Below are 18,047 nucleotides of genomic sequence, written 5' to 3' on the forward strand. Positions count from 1 at the left end.
GTCGACGCCCGGCTCAATAACAGTTGGTGCTGAAGTCAGCTGGGAAAATACGACTGGTTAGTCGTCCGAGAGCTGTTCGAGAACGTGCGGCGGGATCTCCTCGCCCGAGACGTTCTCGGGGAGTCGTTCTGACAACTCGTCCGACCGGTCAGCCGGCTGATCAGTCAGTCGGTCGGTTGAGTCGACAGCTGTGTCAACATCGGCCTCAGCGTTGGCGTCGACCGGTGGGAACTCACCGTCGAACTCCGGGTTAAATAGCTGCATTGCGGTCTGAATCGTCGTCCAGTCGTCCTCAGCAGCAGCCTCCCGGAGGCTTTTGGTCGGAGCTGACAGTAGTTGGCCGACAAGCGAATCGGCGAGCGATTCGATCACCTCGCGCTGTTGGTCGGTCAGTTCGCCGTGCGAATCGAGCTTGGCGAACGCGGTGGCGACCTCCCGATTTTTCATGCGCTCGGCGCTCTCATACATCGTTCGGATCGACTCGTCCGCCCGCTTGCGTTTAAATAGGGAGATGAGTCGGTCGAACTCCTCGTCGATCATTGTTTCGACCGCTTCGGCGGCGGTCTTCCGACGGCGGTGAGTCGACTCGGTGACCGATTCGAGGTCGTCGATATCGAACACCTCGACGTTCGTTAGCTGGGCCGCCTCCGGATCGATATCTCGTGGTTGGGCGAGATCGATACAGATCGTCTCGCCCGCGGATGCCAGCCCCTCGCCACAAAGAACGTACTCCGGGCTCCCCGTCGCCGAGATGATAACTGTTGCCTGTTGGGCCGCTGACGCGGCCGCATCGAGACCGATGGCGCTTGCGTCGACGTCCAACGTGTCGGCGATGTGTGTCGCGTGGGGAATCGTTCGGTTGGCGACCAGAATACGGTCGACACCCGTCGATTCGAGCGCCGTCGCCGCCAGCGAACCCATCTCGCCAGCGCCGACGACCAGCGCGGTCGAGCCGGTGAGATCGGTTTCGCGGCCAGCGAGCCTGACCGCCGCCGACCCCAGCGAGACGACGCCCTCGTTTATCTCGGTCTCCGTGCGAGCGCGCTCGCCGACGTGGATCGCCTTCATGATCGCGTCGTCCAACAGCGGGCCGATCCCGTCGGCCGAGCGCGACGCCTCGAAGGCGGTTTTGAGCTGGCCAATAATCTGGTCCTCGCCCAGAACGAGCGATTCGAGCCCGGCGGCCACACGCATGAGGTGCCGTAGGCTCGCCTCGTGGTCCATGTGGTCGACCGCGCCCTCGCGGACGTCGGCGACCAGTTCCGAGAGGACGTGGCGTCCCTGCTCGGCGCGGTCGGTGACGACGTAGGCCTCCGTGCGGTTGCACGTCTGGATGGCAAACGCCTCCGAGACGCCCGGTTTAGCCCGAAGTTCGGCGACCCGGTCGGTGACCGAGCCACAACTTGCGGCTTCGATCTCGTCGACGGATGCATTGGTATGGGAGACGCTCACGCCCGTGATGACACCGGTCCGAATCATCGATGCCCTCCTGTCATATCGTCGTATTCGGCTCCCATTACGCGTTCTGCCTCTTTTCTTGCCTTGGGAGTACCCGTATGTAAAGCCTTCCAAACGGCCGACGAACTGACAACCGATCGGAGCGCTTGGCGGCGCTTTTCGGCCGACGCGTCCGACGTTTTCAGCTCGGCGCGAAGCTCGCCGGTGAGCTCGGCCATCGCCCCGGCGTTGCGAATCTCGGCTTCGATCTGTTGGCGGAGATGCCGCGAGAGCACGGGACTCTTCGCGCCGGTCGAGATCGCCACCGAAACTGGCCCGTCTCGAACCGTTGCTGGCACGACTACGCTGCCGACCGGACGCTCGCCCGATTGGTCGGTTCGGTTCACAAGAATCCCACGCTGGTGGGCGACTTCGTCGACCGCCCTGTTGAGTTCGCTGTCGTCGGTCGCGGCGACGACGAGTGCCGGGTCGATTCGGTCGACCCACGCGTCGAGCTCGGCTGGCTCGGGGGCTGCACGGATCCGGTCGACACCGGCCAACTCGCCCTCGTCGAACCGATCGTCGAACACCGGGCTGATGACGACGACGCGCGCCTCGCGGGCAAAGCGGCGAGCTTTGCGGGCCCCGACGCTCCCGCCGCCGAAGACGAGCACTGTTTGATCGCTGAAGTCGTGGTAGAGCGGAATCACTCGGTGTTTGCCTCCGCGCGCTCGGCCAGTCGGATGCCGGTCTTTTTGAGAATCCGCGTTGAAAACAGCGAGTCCCAATCCTCGTCGTCGACGTCCCAAAAGTCGTCCATTCGCGCTTTGACCTGCTGGATTCGTTGTTGGCTCTCGGCCTCAGTTCTGCCATGGGTCATCGCAAAGAAATTGTACGGCCAGACGCCCTCGTGGCGCGGACGCTGGTAGCAGTGGGTGACGAAGCCGAGGCTCGCGATTTCGGGGCCGACCTCCGAGACTAGCTCGTCGGGGACGTTCCAGACGGTCATTCCGTTTTCGGTATAGCCCAGCGCGTAGTGATTCGGGATGACGCCAACGCGGCGGACCTTTCCCTCCTCATTGAAGCGCTTGACCGTGGCGATCACCCAGTCGACATCGGCGTCGAGCGCGTCGGCCACGTCGCGGTAGGGGGTTGCGGTGATCGGCAGGCCGCCCTGAATTTCGAGCACGAGATCCCGCTCGGCGGGCGTCAGCGTCGACTTGTCGCTCGGTTCGACCGCGGGCCCGAGGTGAGCGAGGTCGACGTCCCCGTCGCTGATCGGTCCATCGAGCATGAACTTGGCCTCGACCCGGAACTCCTGAATCTTGGGAAGGTTATACGTCTGTTGGCCGGTTTCAGTCTCGATCTCGTCGAGGACTTCCTCGATGCGGTCTTCGTCGGCAACCGAGACGACGAACCACATGTTCAGATAGGGGTGTTCGCGCTCGTAGTTGTGAGCGACCTCTCTAAAGGAGTTCACTTGCTCGGCGACTTCGTCGAACCGTTCGGGCGGGGCGTGCATGGCGACCAGCGAGGCGTTGCCACCGATTGCTTGGGCGTTGACCAGCGCGCCAAAGCGAGTAAGAATTCCCTTGTCGTCGAGGTGTTTAACGCGCGCGAGAAGTTCGTCCGCAGAGACGTCGACGCCGCGGTCCCTGAGCGCGGCGGCCGCTGGCTCGAAGGGGCGTTCGACGGTCGGAAAACCGCCTTGAAACGCGTTGACGATTGCGCGGTCGAGCCTCGATAAATCCGCGTCGACCTGTTGCATACTGATACTCAGCGGTCGGTGAGAATAAGGCTCACGGAGCGGACGAGCCTCGAACGACGAACACGGACGCCAGCGACCGGAATCTGTCACGATTGACCCGAGACGATTTCGGCCCAGATGGGAACGTTTAGGCCGACAGATTGTAGTCAGATACACAGACAGTCGCGGCACCCCGCCGCGAAACGTGGAGGTCACCTGCCGGACAAACGGGCGCACATCGGTTGTGCCGGCTCGTAGCTCGGAGTTATCATGAGATCAAGACAGTTGCTCACCAGGCTCGAACCAATCCTGTTGGTCGCCATCGGCGGCTTCGCGGGGGCCAATCTCCGGTACGTCGTCGACCTCGTGGTTCCGGGCTCGCTTTCAGGGACCTTTTTCGTCAACGTCGTCGGCAGTTTCGCACTCGGCGTGCTGGTGTACGACTCGTTGGACAAGCCAGCGATAACCGACAACGCCCGGCTGGTGTTCGGTACGGGGTTTCTCTCCTCGTTTACGACCTACAGCACGTTCATTCTCGATACCGTGCTCGCCGAGCCGCTGACAGCAGTCGACTACGTCGCAGCAAGCTATCTGGTCGGTTTTCTGGGAGTGCTCGCCGGTCGACGGCTCGTCACCGGAGGTGAACGGTCGTGGTCCTGACCGAGCCGGCATATCTCGTCGGAACGGGTGGGGCCATCGGCGCGGTGCTTCGGTATCTGGTCGCCAGGTGGGTCGTCCGGTGGCGCGGCCCGACGCGATTTCCCACGTCGACGCTCATCGTCAACATCGTCGGGAGCTTCGCGCTCGGCTGGCTGTTGTTCTGTGGCTACAGCGAGGCCGTGACGCTGTTTTTCGGGGTCGGTGTCTGTGGTGCGTTTACGACCTACTCCTCGTTTAGCGTCCAGACGGTGCGGCTCTGGGAGGACGGGATGGGCGGGCTCGCGGTCGTCAACGTGATCGGAAACCTCGTACTCAGCGGACTCGCGGTCGGCTTGGCGTGGCTTCTGGTCTGACTGACTATTTAAAGGAAACCGCATCGAGGTCGACTTCGAGATCGTCGACCGACTCGTTGAACGCGTCGACGAAGCGAGCCACATCGCCGGCCAGCGCCCGGACGTCGGGCGCAGACGGTGGGCTGTACTGCGAGAGCAGATACACACCACCCTCGCCGCCGACTCGGAGGTACGACACCTGTTCCTCCTCCCATTTGAGCTCCCAGCGCGTGCCGTCGACGGTCGTCGAAAACGTGCCGTAGTCGGTGCCTTCGTACCGATAGCACTGCTGGGCGATTTCGGTGGCGACCTTGTGGATCGCCGCGACGATTCGGTCGCGGTCGGCGACGACCGAGGCCGTCGACCGAACCTCGGGGAATTCGGTGTCGATCTCGTCGAGAATGCCCTCGCGCGAGGCGACGAACTCGTTGTACGCGTCGACAAACGCGCCGTAATCGGTCATCGCATCCAGCAGGGCTTTCGGCTCCGGTGGTCGCTTGGTCGAGATCACGTAGGTTTCGGCTCCCGATCGGCCTTCGAACAGGAGGAATTCGAGTCGACCGGCTTCATATTTGACCGTCCACTCGCCGCGGTCGGTTCGGAACGTCCGGCGGCCGTAGTCGCCGCCCTCTAACAGGGCGAGTTCGCGGGCGATCTCACCGGCGTGGGCGGTCACCTGCGTGAGAATGGCTTCGCGCTGCTCGCGGAGTTCCTCGGTTGTTTTAGCGTCTGTTTCGAGGCCGTCGACCATTCATCTCTTGTAAGTGGGTCAGGCGAATAAGTCGTGCGTTGCGGTGGCCGTTTATAAGTAAAAGGTTCTGTTGAAATCCTCAAGCAATGACGGGTTTCAGGCGTTGTGCTAAATACACAGCGCGTATCTCGCATGGTGTCTGTTAGATTGGGGTACCACTAGACGTGCAAGTCAGCCCGAAACTGGTTGGTAGATGCACTATCTGATCGGTGATGGCGTGGGGGAGTCACCTTGAGCCGCGGCCTAATTTAACACCCAGAAGCGATAGTTGAGATAGGCGGCGAACGAGACCCAGAGAAGATACGGTGCGAGGAGGAGTGCTGCCCGTCGATCAACGCGGTCGAAGGCCCACATCGTCGTGACGATGAGTAGCCAGAGGAGTCCGATCACGGCCAGCCCCCACCCGAGTTCCTGCAGTCCGAAAAAGACGGCTGACCATCCCAAATTGAAGACGAAGTGTACCACGAATACGCCAAGAGCGATCCAGACCTCGCGGGGCGAAAACTCGATTTGTCGCCAGACGAGCCATAGTGCGACTCCGATGAGTGCGAACAGGGAGATCTAGACGGGGCCGAATACCCAGTTCGGTGGAGAAATCATCGGCCGCTGAAGGGTACCGTACCACGTGCTGAGACTTTGCATCGTGAAGACTGATCCGGAAGCTCCGACAATCTCAACGGTCAGGATAGCTATTGTGAGGGCGATGACAGGACGGTCGCGTGGAAATCGGCGGAATCGAGACACGAGTGATACCACGTAAACAGATTGGGCCCATTGGCCCAAAGTGTTGTACGTTGAATCTGGATTTCGGTCAACCGTCTCTCAGAGGAACTCTCTCCACCCCTCGGTGAGAGGCCGGTCGGCGCTTTGTTGCTGCACGCATCCTCTGTATCGGTCACTTGACCATCCACTAGTTACTGGATAGGTTGGCACAGGGCGTGCAAGATCGATCGCGCAAGTCAATCATGGGCAAGTGGTTGCGATCTGCAGATTAGATCGAGAAATACAGTCGGGTGACCTACCATGCCGTTTCGAATACTACGCGATTCCTGCCAGTAACTGCTCTGCTGCGCTCTCGGAAAGGTTATATATTAAATATACGTATGTTTATATGACCATATATAATGGAAGATAATGTTGGTCTGACGACGGTATCTCGCCGGAGACTACTCCAGACCGCCGGTACCGGGGCGGTAGTCATCGGTCTGGGCCTGGGAGCAATCCCGGGAACAGCGGCGGCGATGAACAAAGCGGAGTTGATCGAGGCAATGGCGAGCGAAACTGGGCTCTCGAAGGCGGACACAAAGCGGGCGCTTGATGGGTTTATCAACGCGACGACGAAGGCCCTGAAGAACGGCGATAGTGCCGTACTGGTCGGGTTCGGTGCATTCAGTATCTCGAAGCGCTCAGCCCGGACGGGACGGAATCCGCAGTCGAGAAGTGGGCCCCCTGCTGACTCGCCGGTGACCTTCGAGTCGTGCCCAGAGTTCGCAGCCGCTCTCGATCTCAATCCTGGCAAGGGCGACGAGGCCAGCGCCAAGTGTCGAGATGCCGACTTGACAATCGACGCGGAGTACATCGCGAGTGAAACGGGACGTGACCCCGAGAGCAGGCTCTCGGAGAAGGACGCACAACTGGCGCTGGATGCGTTCACCAACGTGACGACGCAAGCCCTAAAGAAGGGTGACAGACTGTCGGTGAGCGAAGGATTCGGTGTATTCAGTATCTCGAAGCGATCTGCACGGACGGGTAGGAATCCCCAGACGGGTAAGGAGATCCAAATCGCGGCAAAAAATGTGGTCAAGTTCAAAGCGGGTGCCGAACTCTCCAAGGCCGTCAACTAAGACTGGAGCGGCACACACCAAGGTCTCGATCAAGACGTTAAAAGCCTCTCGTCGGACTCTCGTTCACTAAGCCCCACAGGACTGACGGAAATACGATCCTGTAGCGCACTATAAGCAACTGCTGAATGCACCCTCTGTATCTTGCACACCACTTCTGCCAGGATTTTATCAGTTCAACAGGGCCAAATAACATAGACGATGGGCACGATGGGACTCCCGCGAGCGACCGCAGGGAGCGAGCGGGAGTAAATCGTGCCCGTGAAGGAACGAAGTGACTGAACGGGCACGATGGGATTCGAACCCACGATCGAGCAGTTAGGAACCGCTCGCCTTGTCCACTAGGCCACGTGCCCAAGTAGGTACTACTCGACAGTGGTTTGGTAAAAAACGCCCGGCCCGAACCGGCTTAGTTGGTTTTCTCGGTTTCCGTCTCGGTCTCTGGCTCTTCGGTGTCGGTCGTTTCGGTCGTGGAGTCCAAATCGGGGTTGCTGATCTCGCTGAGCTCGTCTTCGATCTCTTCGCGTCCTTTCTTGAACTCACCCATCGCCTGTCCCGTCGAGCGCGCCAACTTCGGGATCTTGTTCGCGCCGAACAAGAGCACGATGATGAGCACGATGACGAGCATTTCTGGGCCGACAGGGCCGAATAGTGGAAGCATGGTAGCCATCTCTATCAACCGATAACCCTGTCATAACTATAGGCTTTTTGCTCAGCAAACATCCAGCCCAAAGTGACTGGATCAGCAATAAAAAGAACTAGGTCGACCAGAACCGTTCTGCTCGCCGGTCGACGAACGCCAAACCGGTCGAACAACGAAACACTGAAACGACACACAGGCAAACGACGGGTATGGAACTGCGGGTTATCGAGAAGACTGAGACGGAACTCCGCATCGAAATCGCTGGCGAGGACCACACCTTCATGAACGTTCTCAAAGGCCAACTACTAAACACCGAGAACGTCTCGGCAGCGACCTACGACATGAATCCCGAACAGTCCGGCGGCCAAACAGACCCCGTGCTTTCGATCACGACCGAGAACGACCTCGATCCGCTCGACGCACTCGCGGCGGGCGCAGCGGCCGTCCGAGAGACGACCGACGAGTTCGTCGACGCATTCACATCGGCAGCCTAACGCGACAACACGAACTGAATCGCAATCAGAAGCTTTCGATTCGAAAACAAAGCGTTTTGTTCCGGATTTCGCTTACCGACGGTTTTCGAGCGAAACGACGTGCGTGGCGTCGACTGTCAGCCAGTGAGTCATTTTCTTTTCGGGGGGTTGACCTGCGACGGAGACGGTATACTCTTGGCGTCCGTCAGGTGTCGTCGTCGTCCGGCCCTCGAAGACAACCTCATCGGCTGGCGTAGGCCGAGACTCTCTGAGAGACCAGAGCAACGGTTGGATAACAGAGCTATGGAGGGGGTGATTGGTGGAGGACACGGTGACTCCGACGGTTTGCTGAATAAAATCTGTTGTCATTCAATGCTGACGAGTCAGCGACAGACAATTGTCAGTCGTCTCGGCACACATCGTGATTCAACGCCATTCGGAACCCGTTTTCGACACCGACTATCCATCTCAGAGTCGGACCGGAAGCCCGACCGAACGGAGGTGCGCCTTTACCTCTTGAATCGAGTACTCGTCGAAGTGGAAGATCGACGCCGCGAGCGCCGCGTCCGCGCCCGCATCGCTGAACACCTCGGCCATGTGTTCGGGACCCCCGCAGCCTGACGAGGCGATTACGGGTGTTGAGACGTGCTCACAGACCGCCTCGGTGAGCGGAATGTCGTAGCCGTCTTTCGTGCCATCGGTGTCGATGGAGTTGACGAACAGTTCGCCAGCGCCGCGCTCTTCGGCCTCGATCGCCCAGGCGACTACGTCTGTGCCGGTCCCTTCACGACCACCTTTGATCGTACACTCGAACCAGCACTCCTCGCCGTCGACGGTCGCGTAGTATTCGCCCTCGTCGTCGTACCGGCGGCGAGCATCCACGGAGATGACGATACACTGACTGCCGAAGGCAGTCGCTCCTTCCGTAATGAGTTCGGGTCGCTGGAGCGCGGCGGTGTTGATCGAAACCTTGTCCGCGCCTGCTCGGAGCGTCTCTTTGATGTCCTCCTTGGTACGGATGCCGCCACCGACGGTAAGCGGAATAAAGCACTCGTCGGCGACCTGCGAGACGGTTTCGAGCATCGTTTCGCGGCCGTCGGCCGAGGCGGTGATATCGAGAAAGACGAACTCGTCGGCGCCCGCCTCGTTGTAGGCTTTCGCCATCTCGACGGGATCGCCCGTATATTTGAGGTCCTCGAAGTTGACGCCCGTATAGACCGCGGCGTTGCCCTCGTCGTCGAGGTCGACGTCGATACAGGGGATGATGCGTTTTGTCAGCATTGGATACCGGTCAGTATGTGAGTGGGTGGTTTCACCGTTTCGACCGTCGACCAAGCCGATTGGCGTGCTGGCCGAAATCGCGTGGACTTAAGCACTGCCTGCACCATCGGCCCATATGGTCGGTTCACTCGTTGCGACGGCTTTTTGGGCCATGTTGCCCGCCTACGTTCCGAACAACGCCGCGGTGCTCGCCGGTGGCGGTCGACCCATCGACGGCGGTCGAACGTGGGGCGACAGGCGGGTTCTCGGTGACGGCAAAACCTGGCGTGGCACCGCGGTCGGCACGCTCATCGGGGTTTTGTTGGCACTCGGTCTCAATGCCATCAACGGCCCCGCCTCCGCGGCGCTCGGAGCTCCGCTGCCGACGTTTCCACTGCCCGCCGCCGTCGGGCTCGCCTTCGGTGCGATGGCTGGCGATATCGGCGCCTCATTTATCAAGCGCCGGAGCGGCCGCCAGCGTGGGGCGGCCTTTCCTGGCCTCGATCAACTTGATTTCGTCGTCGGAGCGCTCGGGTTGGCCTTCGTGTTCGCGACCGACTGGTTTCTGTCGACGTTCACCCTCGAAATCATCGCGGTTATCCTCATCATAACGCCGCTGCTGCACGTGAGTACCAACATTATCGCGTTCAAAATCGGCGCGAAAAACGAGCCGTGGTAGCCCGATCCTACTTATATAGATTATAAATCCGGTCCGTTCTCGGCGAGCCGTGTTTCGCCCGCCGAGACGCTCTCGCCCTTCTCGACGAGCAAGTCTTCGCGCGAGTAGGTGGCCGGTAACAGCACGTCGACGCGGCTGCCGAACGAGATGTGGCCGATGCGTTGGCCGCCCACCAGTTCGTCTCCCGGTTCAACGTACGGATGGATTCGGCGGGCGAACCAGCCCGCGATCAGGGTGACTTCGTACTCGCCGCAATCGATCACGACCCGCTCGTTTCGATCCGACTCCTTCGAAAAGGCCGGTTTGTAGGCTCCAGGACGGTGGTCGACCGACCGAACGGTGCCAGCCATCGGCGCGCGGTTGACGTGGACGTCGGTGACATTCATAAACGTCCCAACCCGGAGTCGCTCGCCCTCCTCGCGGATGACCGAGATGTGGCCGTCTGCCGGGGCGACGATCCCGGAGCCGGGTGGAGTGCGGTCGGGATCTCGGTGAAACCACAGCGAGCCGACGCCGAGCGCCAGCGCGATCACCGCGAGCGGCGGGCTGAGCACGGCTGCGGGGAGTGCGACTGCGAAGCAGGCCGCCGCATACCGCCAGCCGCCGGGGGCGACGGCGTAGGGGAGTCCGGCCATGTTATGCGGTCGACCGGAGTTCGCTCCGACCCTCGGCCCACGCCGCCAACAGGTGGGTGAGGTGGAGTCTGTCGTCGAGCCCCTCGGTCAGATCGAGATCGACCTCGCCGGCGAGCGCGTGGAGCCGAGTGATCTCGTTCGTGGGCAACTCCGAGCGCGAGCGGGCGACACGCAGGAGTTCGCCGAGCAACTCTTGGCCGTCGTAGCCGCCGTCGGAAAGGAGATCGTCGACCGTTTTTCGCGCCGATTTGAGCTCACCACGCTGGGCGTCGGTGAGCACACTGAGGAGTTCGTCGTCGTCACCGATCTCGCCCAGCGTTTCATATGCGGTTTGCATCGTGAGTTCATCGGCCTGAGTCGCGGTCGTTTGGGCGGTCAAGATTGCCCGCCTGAGGTCGCCGCCCGCAGCGCTGGCAATGAATTCGAGGCCAGCCTCGTCGTAGTCGACCGCTTCGGCGATACAGATTCGGTCGAGAACCGCGATCGTTTCGTCGGTTGTCGCCGACCGGAACGGAACCGGGAAACACCGCGACTGGATGGGTGCGATGAGCTTCGAGGGCTGGCGCGTCGTGAAGACGAACTGGGTCGTGCGGTGGTGCTGTTCCATTACTCGACGCAGGGCCTGCTGGAAGTCCTCGCGGATCGCCTCGGCGTTATCGAGCAAAAGCGTCTTGAACTCGCCCGAAACCGGTGCATAGCTCGCCGATTCCTTGAGTACGTGGCTGATCATGTCGCGTTTCGACAGCCGGCTCCGTCCGGTGAGGAACTGTCTGAATCGAGGGTCGGACGTGATCTCCTTTTTCGTCCGATTGAAGAAGTCCGCCACGTTGAGTTCGATTAGATCGGCCTCAGTGTCGTCGTGTACCTCGCGGGCGAGTGCGCGAGCGGCGGCGGTTTTGCCAACGCCCGGTGGCCCTTGAAGAATGAGATTCATCGGCTCGCCGACCGTGCGTTTGAGACGGTCACGGACCTCCGGTTGGGGGAGCTCCGAGAGATCGGGCGCGTACGTATCGGTCCACAGCGGCGCGTCCATTGGCTATCCTATCGACTCCGTAGGGAAGAATCGGTCGGTTACGGTGGCGCTCGAGAGGTACGGTAGCTGCTACTTACCACGTAGTAACATTTACACACACTGCCAAACGATCAGTCAATAATCACATGGGCACAAAACGATCAGTCGGAGAAGCAACGCTTGTGGTTCTCGCAGTCGTGGCTCTACTGTTTTCAGCAGCGTTCCTTCCGGCTGGCGGCAGCCTATTCGGTGAGGGCGGGTTTGATGGCGAACTCCCCGGCGGTCTCAGTGGTGAATCGCTGGATGTTGATGGTGGACAGGGCGGTGAGGCTGGCTCGGAAGGTGGCCTGCAGTTCGAATCGATTGAGGGACTGAACGGCATTGGCTCGTCGAGCGGTTCGTCACTCATGCAGCCACCGTCCGAATCACCGATAAGTGGTGACCGTGGCTCCAATGAGGGCGAGAAGTCGGTTCCCGTGTTCGTCGTAGAGTCGTCCGAGGACACGTACTGGCGACAGAAGGCGTACACCGAGTACACCGGGACCGGCTGGGAGGAGTCGGCCGAAACCCAGTCGATCGACGATGGGGTCCCGAACGAGGAGTTGACCCAGGGGAGTCAGACGATAGAGTACGAAGTGACACTCCTCGAAGAGAGCCAGTCCTTGCCGACGGCGTGGCAGCCCGAATCGGTCGAGTTCTCCGATGAGTCGATCGACACCGAGATCGAAGCCTCATCAGTCGGTGGCATACAGGCCGAGCGTCAGGTACCCAAAAACACGAGCTACGTCGCCGAGAGCGCAGCACCCACTGACGATCCAAATGAGCTTCGCGAGGCCGACGGCAGCGATCCAACCGAAATCGAAGAGACGTATACACAACTCCCATCGAACACTCCTCCGCGCGTAGGTGACTTTACAGACGATGTCGTCGACGGTGAACCAACGCGATACGACCGGGCTGTCGCGGTCGAAAACTGGCTCGAATCGAACAAGGAGTACTCGCTGCAAACCGATATCGATACGACCGAACCGATCGCCGAACAGCTACTGTTCGAGGTCGACGAGGCCTACTGCCAACACTTCGCGACGACGATGGTCGCGATGCTCCGAAGCCAAGACATCCCCGCACGCTACGTCGTCGGCTACTCGGGCGGCCAGTCAGCTGGCGAAGACGAGTATCTCGTTACCAGTGACAGGGCCCATGCGTGGGTCGAGGTCTACTTCCCGGAGACGGGCTGGGTTCGGTTCGACCCGACCCCTGGTGAGGCGGGAGATCCATCCGAGGGAGATCTCTCGGTCGACACGCCGGAGCCGCCGTACAACGTCTCGCTGAACCGCTCGGCAACTGTCGGCGCGTCCGTCTCGGTATCCGTCGAGAAAAACGACAGCAGCGTCTCCGGTGCGCCAGTCTACGTCAACGATGAACGCGTCGGCTGGACCAACACGAACGGAAACGTTTCGACCACGCTTCCGTACACCGAAGATATCACCGTCGACGCCCGTAAACCGGGCTCGGAGACGAAATACGATGGCGACTCGGAATCGGAGTCGGAGTCGGAATCCGCATCGGGTTTCGAAGGGATAGATAGCCAACTCGCAGCCACGGCCGGACAGGTGGCAACACAGGCTTCCCTTGCGACCGTCCATCTGGCCAGCCCAGTCGCACGTGAACTCTCCACACCGATTTCCCAGTCGGAGGGATCGTCCGGATCGTCGTCGGAAACGTACGAAGCCGAGACCGAGGGTACGGTCGACGTCGGCGGAAACCGGACGGCTGGTGGGACAGCGGTGGTCAAGGTAGCCGTCGACGATGTGGCGGTTCCGAACGCGAACATCAGTGTCGACGGCGAACCGGTCGGCACCACCGACGACGAGGGGCTGTATGAACTTTCGTTGGAAGAGTTCGAGCCTGGAACCTACACAGTTGCCGCAACTCGAGAGCCAGTCTCGACCACCGACGAATTCGAGGTGACCGCCCCCGATGCGAATGAAGAAGACGAATCGGATCCGCTCGCACCGAACGTATCGGTCGAGCCTGACCTCGTCGCCCTCCCAGGAGGGTCGGCGACAGCGACCGTCAGCCGTGACGGTGAGCCGGTCAGCGACACCCCAGTTCGAGTCGACGGCGAGGTCGTCGGTCAAACCGACGAAAACGGTACCGTCGCCGTTTCGTTTCCGTTCGCGAACGCCGTGGAGGTAAGTGCGAGTCTCGACGGCCAGCGTACCAATGAGTCGGTCGACGGGTTGTATCGAAATGCAGCGGCGATCGGTGGCGGACTTGTTATCGCCATCGCTGCTACAGGCGGCCTCGCGTACCGGCGTGGCGTGACGCTCGCAGGTATCAAGCGAAAGCTCGCAGTGGGTGTGCAACTGCTCGTTAGCCTTCCACACCGACTGACAGCGTTGTTGGTTCGGCTGGCGTCAGCTTTCGAGCGCGTGGTGGTCGGAATCTGGAGATGGCTCCGAGCGATTCCCGCGCTGCTTTCGGGCTCGCTCATCGATATTCTCCGCCTGTTCGACCCACGTCGACTGCTGGCGGTTGTGATTGGCTGGCTTCAAACCGCTTCCGAAGAGTTTGGTGGCGATGGGAACCCAGACGCCGAAACGCACGCGGCGGCGGGTGAAAGCCCGAAGCCACGGTCGGCCGAACATCGACGGATCAGATCGATCTGGAACGCGTTCGTTTCTGCGGTGCGACCGCCGCGGTTCACGAAACGGACGCCCGCCGAAATCGGCCGGTATGCGGTCTCTCGTGGGCTCCCTCAGCGTCCGATCGAGTATCTCACCGATCTCTACCGGTCGATCGAGTACGGTCGGCGGTCAGCCGACGATACCCAACTCGAACAGGCACGAGATGCGCTTTCGAACGTCAAGAATAGCGAGGGCAACGAATGAGTGGGCTTCCGCGGGCGCGGCATGTTCTGCTCGGGCTGTGTATTGTCCTCACGCTCGGTTCGGCCGCTATCGTGGGCTACTGGCCGGAACTACTACCGGCGGTTGTCGAAACCGCGATCGATGAGGCCACCGCCGAGTTCGATACACAGCAGGCGATTTTGCTGATCGGGGTAGTTCTCGGCCTGCTGGGTTTGGGTGGCTCGTGGATGTGGCGGACGAACACGGCTCCATCGGCGCTCTCGGATATCGCTGCCAAAACACCGGACCGTGATGTGGAGATCAACGGCGCGCCACTGACCGAGACGTACGACCGTGTCCGTCACGGTCTGTACGGTGACAAGCAGGCGATCGACGATGCGCTTCGCGACGTCGTGGTCTCGCTTGGCGATCGACAGTTCGAGGACCGAGCGGCCGCCCAGCGCTACGTCGACGAGGGCAAATGGACCGACAACCGAGTAGCCGCCGCCTCGCTCACCACGACCGACAGCGTCGATTTCCCGCTGTGGTATCGCGTCTACGCGTGGCTGTATCCCACCCACGCCTATACGTATCGGACCAACCAGACCCTGCGTGCAGTCGAAGCGGTCTGTGCCACGACGGTATCGGGCTACGCTCCCCCAAGCCGACCGACGCGACGGCGAGACAAACTCCGCTCGCTGTTCGGATTGGAGACGGAGGGCGATCGCTGATGCGGATCTACCGCTTTCGAAGCCTCCGCGCGTATGTGATTATCCTAGTGGCCGCAGGGGTTGCCACCGCATCGATCCCGCTGGTGATCGCAGCCGTCGTTCCGCTGGTGTTCGTTCTGTACGGGGCGCTCGCCACCACGCCGACGATCGACGAGAACGTCCGAATCAGTCGTGAACTCTCGCCCGAGACACCGATGCCGGGCCAGCCGGTGGAGGTAACGCTCTCGATCCAAAACACCGGCGAGGCCGCGCTCACCGATTTCCGATTCGTCGACGGCGTTCCCCAAGAACTCGGCGTGATCGAGGGCTCACCACGGGGAGGGACTGCGATCGGCAGTGGGCAGACCCACTCGGTCACGTATACGCTCGCCGCAGACCGGGGAACGTATGCGTTCAGCGATGTAACTATTCGTGCTCGCAACGCCGGTGGCACACGGCTCGTCGACACGACAACCACGGCGACAGGGGCAACCGAGTTCACCTGCCAGGTCACTGTTGATGACATTCCAGTTCAACAGACAACGGCGTACGCGGGTCAGTTGGCGACGAACAGTGGCGGACCGGGCGTGGAGTTCTTCGCGACGCGCGAACACCGCCCGGGCGATCCAGTCAAACGAATCGACTGGCGACAGTACGCCAAAACCGGCGAACTGGCGACAGTCATGTACCGCGAACAACACGCCGCCCACATTGTCGTCCTCACCGACAGCCGCCCGTCGACCCACGTGGCCGCCGATCCGTCCGAACCGACTGGGGCAACGCTCAGTGCGTATGCGGCGACGATCGCCACCGAGGTCCTCATCGACGATGGCCACCACGTCTCTGTCGGTGCGCTCGGGATCTGCGATCCACAGACGCAAACCGGCCCGCCAGCGTGGGTCTCCTCAGACGAGGGGGCTTCGTTCACGAGCCATGCAACGGCCGTCTGTAACGCCGCTGCAACGACGAACGCGACGGCTGAAGACGCCACGTCGACCGACGATTCAGCGGCCGATGTTGCTGGTGAGGCCGAAGCTACCTCCGAGGGCGAGACAGACGCCACGCCATCGAGTGTGTTCGCCGACGGGGGCACCGACTGGCATCGGCTTCGCTCGCTCGTCCCGACTGGTGCGCAGGTGCTGTGTTGTACCCCTGCCACCGACGACGCGATCGTCGACCTCGTCGAATCACTCCGCGGCGACGGTCACGAGGTGACGATCCTCTCGCCGCAGTCGACCCGCGAGAGCGTTGGGGGGCGAACCGAAGCACTCCGTCGGGCGGTTCGTCTCGACCGAATGCGCCTGTTGGGGTCGTCGGTCGTCGACTGGGACCGCGAAGAACGGCTTTCGGTCGCACTCAAGCGAACGCTCCAGACGGGCAGGGGGTTGCACTGATGTCGACTCGACGGCTCCTGCCGATGGCGCACACTACCCCGTTGGCATCGCTACTGATCGGATCGTTCGTCGCTGTCGGAATCTGGCTGTTCACCCTTTCGGTCGGCGAGTTCGTCGGCATCCCGGTCGCCTGTCTCGCTGGCGGGCTGTTGGGAGTCGTTTCGTACATCCACAGCACGGAGACCCCGATCGGGCGAGTGCTTGCGAGTCTCTTGGTCCCGGTGACGGGACTTGTGGCGTTGGTCGCTGTCGGCCTCACGATCCAAGAGGTAATGACCATCGGATCGTTTGGAGATGCGACGTTCATCCGATCGATCATCGGCTATCTCGGCGTGACGGTCGCCGCAGGAATGGCCACGTTCGGTGTGTTCGCCACCCGTCATCGCGGGATCGGAAACGGCGCACTCGCGACGCTTTGGCAGACCGCGGTGATCGCCCTGGTCGGCGCTGGGGTCGTCTTAGGTGGGCTATTCATCGTTCGGTTCGAAGCACTCACCACAATCGGAGACTCAGGCATTGGCGGCACAGCTGCCAGCGACTCGTTCGTCTCGGGGTTCTTCAGCGAGTTCGTCTTTGGGCCCACCGAGCCAGGAATCGTCCTGATGACGTTCTGTGTGCTGGCAACGTTCACCGTCGGCACGCTCAAGATATTCCTCAGTGTCGCCCCGATCGTCGAACTCACTTCGCAGTCGAACCAACAGCAGGTCAGTAAGACCCTTTCGCGAGTCGACAAGTGGCTCACGATGACGTTCGCACTGGTGGTCGGTCTCACAGTTGTCGTTATCGTGTTGACGGCCTCACCAACCGAGATCGCGGAGTTCGAAACACAGTACGCCGCGGTGTTCGAGCTCTGTGCGTCGAGATCGCTTCGCTGGGTGCTCGTGGCCGCGATCGGGGTGCTGGGGAGTGGCTCACTGTTGATCGGTGGGCTCAAACTCGTCACGGGAAGCGTGACAAACGCAGTCGACACGCTCGTGCCAGCCATTATCGTCGGGGGCGGCTCGGTGGCTGTCGCGATCGTCGGCGCGCCGGTGGTGCCAGAACTCACCGCACAGTTCCCCGATTCGACGCCCTCGGTCGTCTACGATATGGTTACCGCACTGTCGCCGGCGGGAGTGCTGCTCACCGCGATTTCGGTTTCGACGTTTGTGCTGACGCTTGCGCTGGCGCTGATCGTGACTGGTGGCTGGATGAAGTACCTGCCGCGACACAACGCTGCTGGCAGTATCGCGGGTGCGAGCCTTGGATTCGGCGCGATCGCGATCGGTATCGGCGGTGGTCCGAGCCTGATCGTCTTCGCGATCGTCGCGCTGTCTGTGTTCGTCTGGAGTTTGGGCGATCTGAGCGCCACAACGCGTGAGGAACTCGAATCGACCGCCTCAATCAAACTGGAGGCGATACAGGCGCTGTCGACGCTGGGGCTCGCGACCCTGAGTGTGCTCGTCACCTGGCTGCTCTACACGGTTGTTCTCGAACGGATGCTTCTGAGCGACGCGACGCTCGTAGGGGTAGTTGCTTCAGTGATGGGTATCGTCGTGCTCGTGCTTTCGCTTCGAGGCTGAACGACGCCTCGACCGACGATTTCTGTGGTCACTGTGTGAACAGTATTTAAATAGAGAGG

Annotated in this window: 18 protein-coding genes, 1 tRNA gene and 1 pseudogene; 9 read left to right on the plus strand and 11 right to left on the minus strand. The window is 61.2% G+C overall.

The genetic code is table 11. From position 1 onward, the window contains the following. Positions 1 to 57 precede the first annotated feature (57 nt). The 3 genes from hemA to ahbB are packed head-to-tail and all read right to left on the minus strand — an operon-like array spanning position 58 to position 3,205. Entirely contained in the window at positions 58 to 1,479 is a 1,422-nt protein-coding gene (gene hemA / locus O2S87_RS02850; RefSeq protein WP_475407291.1) for a glutamyl-tRNA reductase, read from the minus strand. Beyond that, positions 1,476 to 2,147: a precorrin-2 dehydrogenase/sirohydrochlorin ferrochelatase family protein gene (locus O2S87_RS02855; protein WP_475407292.1), complete on the minus strand. Its 672-nt coding sequence runs from the start codon at positions 2,145 to 2,147 to the stop codon at positions 1,476 to 1,478. The genes hemA and O2S87_RS02855 overlap by 4 nt, the downstream gene beginning before the upstream one ends. Continuing rightward, positions 2,144 to 3,205, minus strand: a complete 1,062-nt coding sequence (ahbB, locus tag O2S87_RS02860; RefSeq protein WP_475407293.1) for a siroheme decarboxylase subunit beta — start codon at positions 3,203 to 3,205, stop codon at positions 2,144 to 2,146. Before ahbB ends, O2S87_RS02855 begins: the two co-directional genes overlap by 4 nt. Positions 3,206 to 3,454: 249 nt before the next feature. Here ahbB and O2S87_RS02865 point away from each other — a divergent pair, with 249 nt between their 5' ends. Further along, positions 3,455 to 3,844: a fluoride efflux transporter FluC gene (locus tag O2S87_RS02865; protein WP_475407294.1), complete on the plus strand. Its 390-nt coding sequence runs from the start codon at positions 3,455 to 3,457 to the stop codon at positions 3,842 to 3,844. After that, the gene (gene crcB, locus O2S87_RS02870) at positions 3,835 to 4,197 is read left to right on the plus strand and encodes a fluoride efflux transporter CrcB (protein ID WP_475407295.1); all 363 of its coding nucleotides are present in this window, start codon (positions 3,835 to 3,837) and stop codon (positions 4,195 to 4,197) included. Before O2S87_RS02865 ends, crcB begins: the two co-directional genes overlap by 10 nt. A gap of 4 nt (positions 4,198 to 4,201) precedes the next feature. On the opposite strand, the gene O2S87_RS02875 is transcribed toward crcB, so the two are convergent. Both O2S87_RS02875 and O2S87_RS02880 read right to left on the minus strand, forming a co-directional pair. Beyond that, positions 4,202 to 4,927 (minus strand): profilin-fold protein, encoded by a 726-nt coding sequence (locus tag O2S87_RS02875; RefSeq protein ID WP_475407296.1) that lies wholly within the window; start codon positions 4,925 to 4,927, stop codon positions 4,202 to 4,204. A gap of 243 nt (positions 4,928 to 5,170) precedes the next feature. Next, positions 5,171 to 5,671 (minus strand): annotated as a pseudogene (locus O2S87_RS02880) (TspO/MBR family protein). A 380-nt stretch (positions 5,672 to 6,051) separates the two neighbouring features. On the opposite strand from O2S87_RS02880, the gene O2S87_RS02885 reads away from it, so the two are divergent. After that, positions 6,052 to 6,771: an HU family DNA-binding protein gene (locus O2S87_RS02885; RefSeq protein WP_475407297.1), complete on the plus strand. Its 720-nt coding sequence runs from the start codon at positions 6,052 to 6,054 to the stop codon at positions 6,769 to 6,771. 280 nt (positions 6,772 to 7,051) lie between these two features. Here O2S87_RS02885 and O2S87_RS02890 read toward each other — a convergent pair. Both O2S87_RS02890 and O2S87_RS02895 read right to left on the minus strand, forming a co-directional pair. Then, positions 7,052 to 7,124 (minus strand) — tRNA-Arg (locus O2S87_RS02890). A 53-nt stretch (positions 7,125 to 7,177) separates the two neighbouring features. Then, the gene (locus O2S87_RS02895) at positions 7,178 to 7,438 is read right to left on the minus strand and encodes a twin-arginine translocase TatA/TatE family subunit (protein WP_475407298.1); all 261 of its coding nucleotides are present in this window, start codon (positions 7,436 to 7,438) and stop codon (positions 7,178 to 7,180) included. 182 nt (positions 7,439 to 7,620) lie between these two features. Between O2S87_RS02895 and O2S87_RS02900 the strand changes: the two genes are divergently transcribed. Then, a complete protein-coding gene (locus O2S87_RS02900) occupies positions 7,621 to 7,905 on the plus strand; it encodes a DNA-directed RNA polymerase subunit L (RefSeq protein ID WP_475407299.1) in 285 nt (94 codons plus the stop codon). Positions 7,906 to 7,977: 72 nt separating this feature from the next. Here the strand turns inward: O2S87_RS02900 and O2S87_RS02905 are convergent, their stop codons facing one another. Beyond that, entirely contained in the window at positions 7,978 to 8,253 is a 276-nt protein-coding gene (locus O2S87_RS02905; protein ID WP_475407300.1) for a DUF7511 domain-containing protein, read from the minus strand. A 99-nt stretch (positions 8,254 to 8,352) separates the two neighbouring features. Then, entirely contained in the window at positions 8,353 to 9,165 is an 813-nt protein-coding gene (gene hisF / locus O2S87_RS02910; protein WP_475407301.1) for an imidazole glycerol phosphate synthase subunit HisF, read from the minus strand. A gap of 115 nt (positions 9,166 to 9,280) precedes the next feature. Here hisF and O2S87_RS02915 point away from each other — a divergent pair, with 115 nt between their 5' ends. Next, positions 9,281 to 9,823: a CDP-2,3-bis-(O-geranylgeranyl)-sn-glycerol synthase gene (locus O2S87_RS02915; RefSeq protein ID WP_475407302.1), complete on the plus strand. Its 543-nt coding sequence runs from the start codon at positions 9,281 to 9,283 to the stop codon at positions 9,821 to 9,823. Between the two features lie 20 nt (positions 9,824 to 9,843). On the opposite strand, the gene O2S87_RS02920 is transcribed toward O2S87_RS02915, so the two are convergent. Both O2S87_RS02920 and O2S87_RS02925 read right to left on the minus strand, forming a co-directional pair. Further along, complete coding sequence (locus O2S87_RS02920) at positions 9,844 to 10,458, minus strand: protein sorting system archaetidylserine decarboxylase (RefSeq protein WP_475407303.1); 615 nt, start codon at positions 10,456 to 10,458, stop codon at positions 9,844 to 9,846. A 1-nt stretch (position 10,459) separates the two neighbouring features. Further along, positions 10,460 to 11,491: an AAA family ATPase gene (locus tag O2S87_RS02925; protein WP_475407304.1), complete on the minus strand. Its 1,032-nt coding sequence runs from the start codon at positions 11,489 to 11,491 to the stop codon at positions 10,460 to 10,462. Positions 11,492 to 11,652: 161 nt separating this feature from the next. Between O2S87_RS02925 and O2S87_RS02930 the strand changes: the two genes are divergently transcribed. The 4 genes from O2S87_RS02930 to O2S87_RS02945 are packed head-to-tail and all read left to right on the plus strand — an operon-like array spanning position 11,653 to position 17,988. Further along, the gene (locus O2S87_RS02930; RefSeq protein WP_475407305.1) at positions 11,653 to 14,364 is read left to right on the plus strand and encodes a transglutaminase TgpA family protein; all 2,712 of its coding nucleotides are present in this window, start codon (positions 11,653 to 11,655) and stop codon (positions 14,362 to 14,364) included. After that, positions 14,361 to 15,053, plus strand: coding sequence for a DUF7269 family protein (locus O2S87_RS02935; protein WP_475407306.1), 693 nt, complete (start codon positions 14,361 to 14,363; stop codon positions 15,051 to 15,053). Before O2S87_RS02930 ends, O2S87_RS02935 begins: the two co-directional genes overlap by 4 nt. Next, on the plus strand, positions 15,053 to 16,426 hold the full coding sequence (locus tag O2S87_RS02940; protein WP_475407307.1) for a DUF58 domain-containing protein: 1,374 nt from the start codon (positions 15,053 to 15,055) through the stop codon (positions 16,424 to 16,426). Before O2S87_RS02935 ends, O2S87_RS02940 begins: the two co-directional genes overlap by 1 nt. Beyond that, positions 16,426 to 17,988, plus strand: coding sequence for a hypothetical protein (locus O2S87_RS02945; protein WP_475407308.1), 1,563 nt, complete (start codon positions 16,426 to 16,428; stop codon positions 17,986 to 17,988). The genes O2S87_RS02940 and O2S87_RS02945 overlap by 1 nt, the downstream gene beginning before the upstream one ends. Positions 17,989 to 18,047 lie beyond the last annotated feature (59 nt).

Source organism: Halohasta sp. A2, from assembly GCF_056175805.1.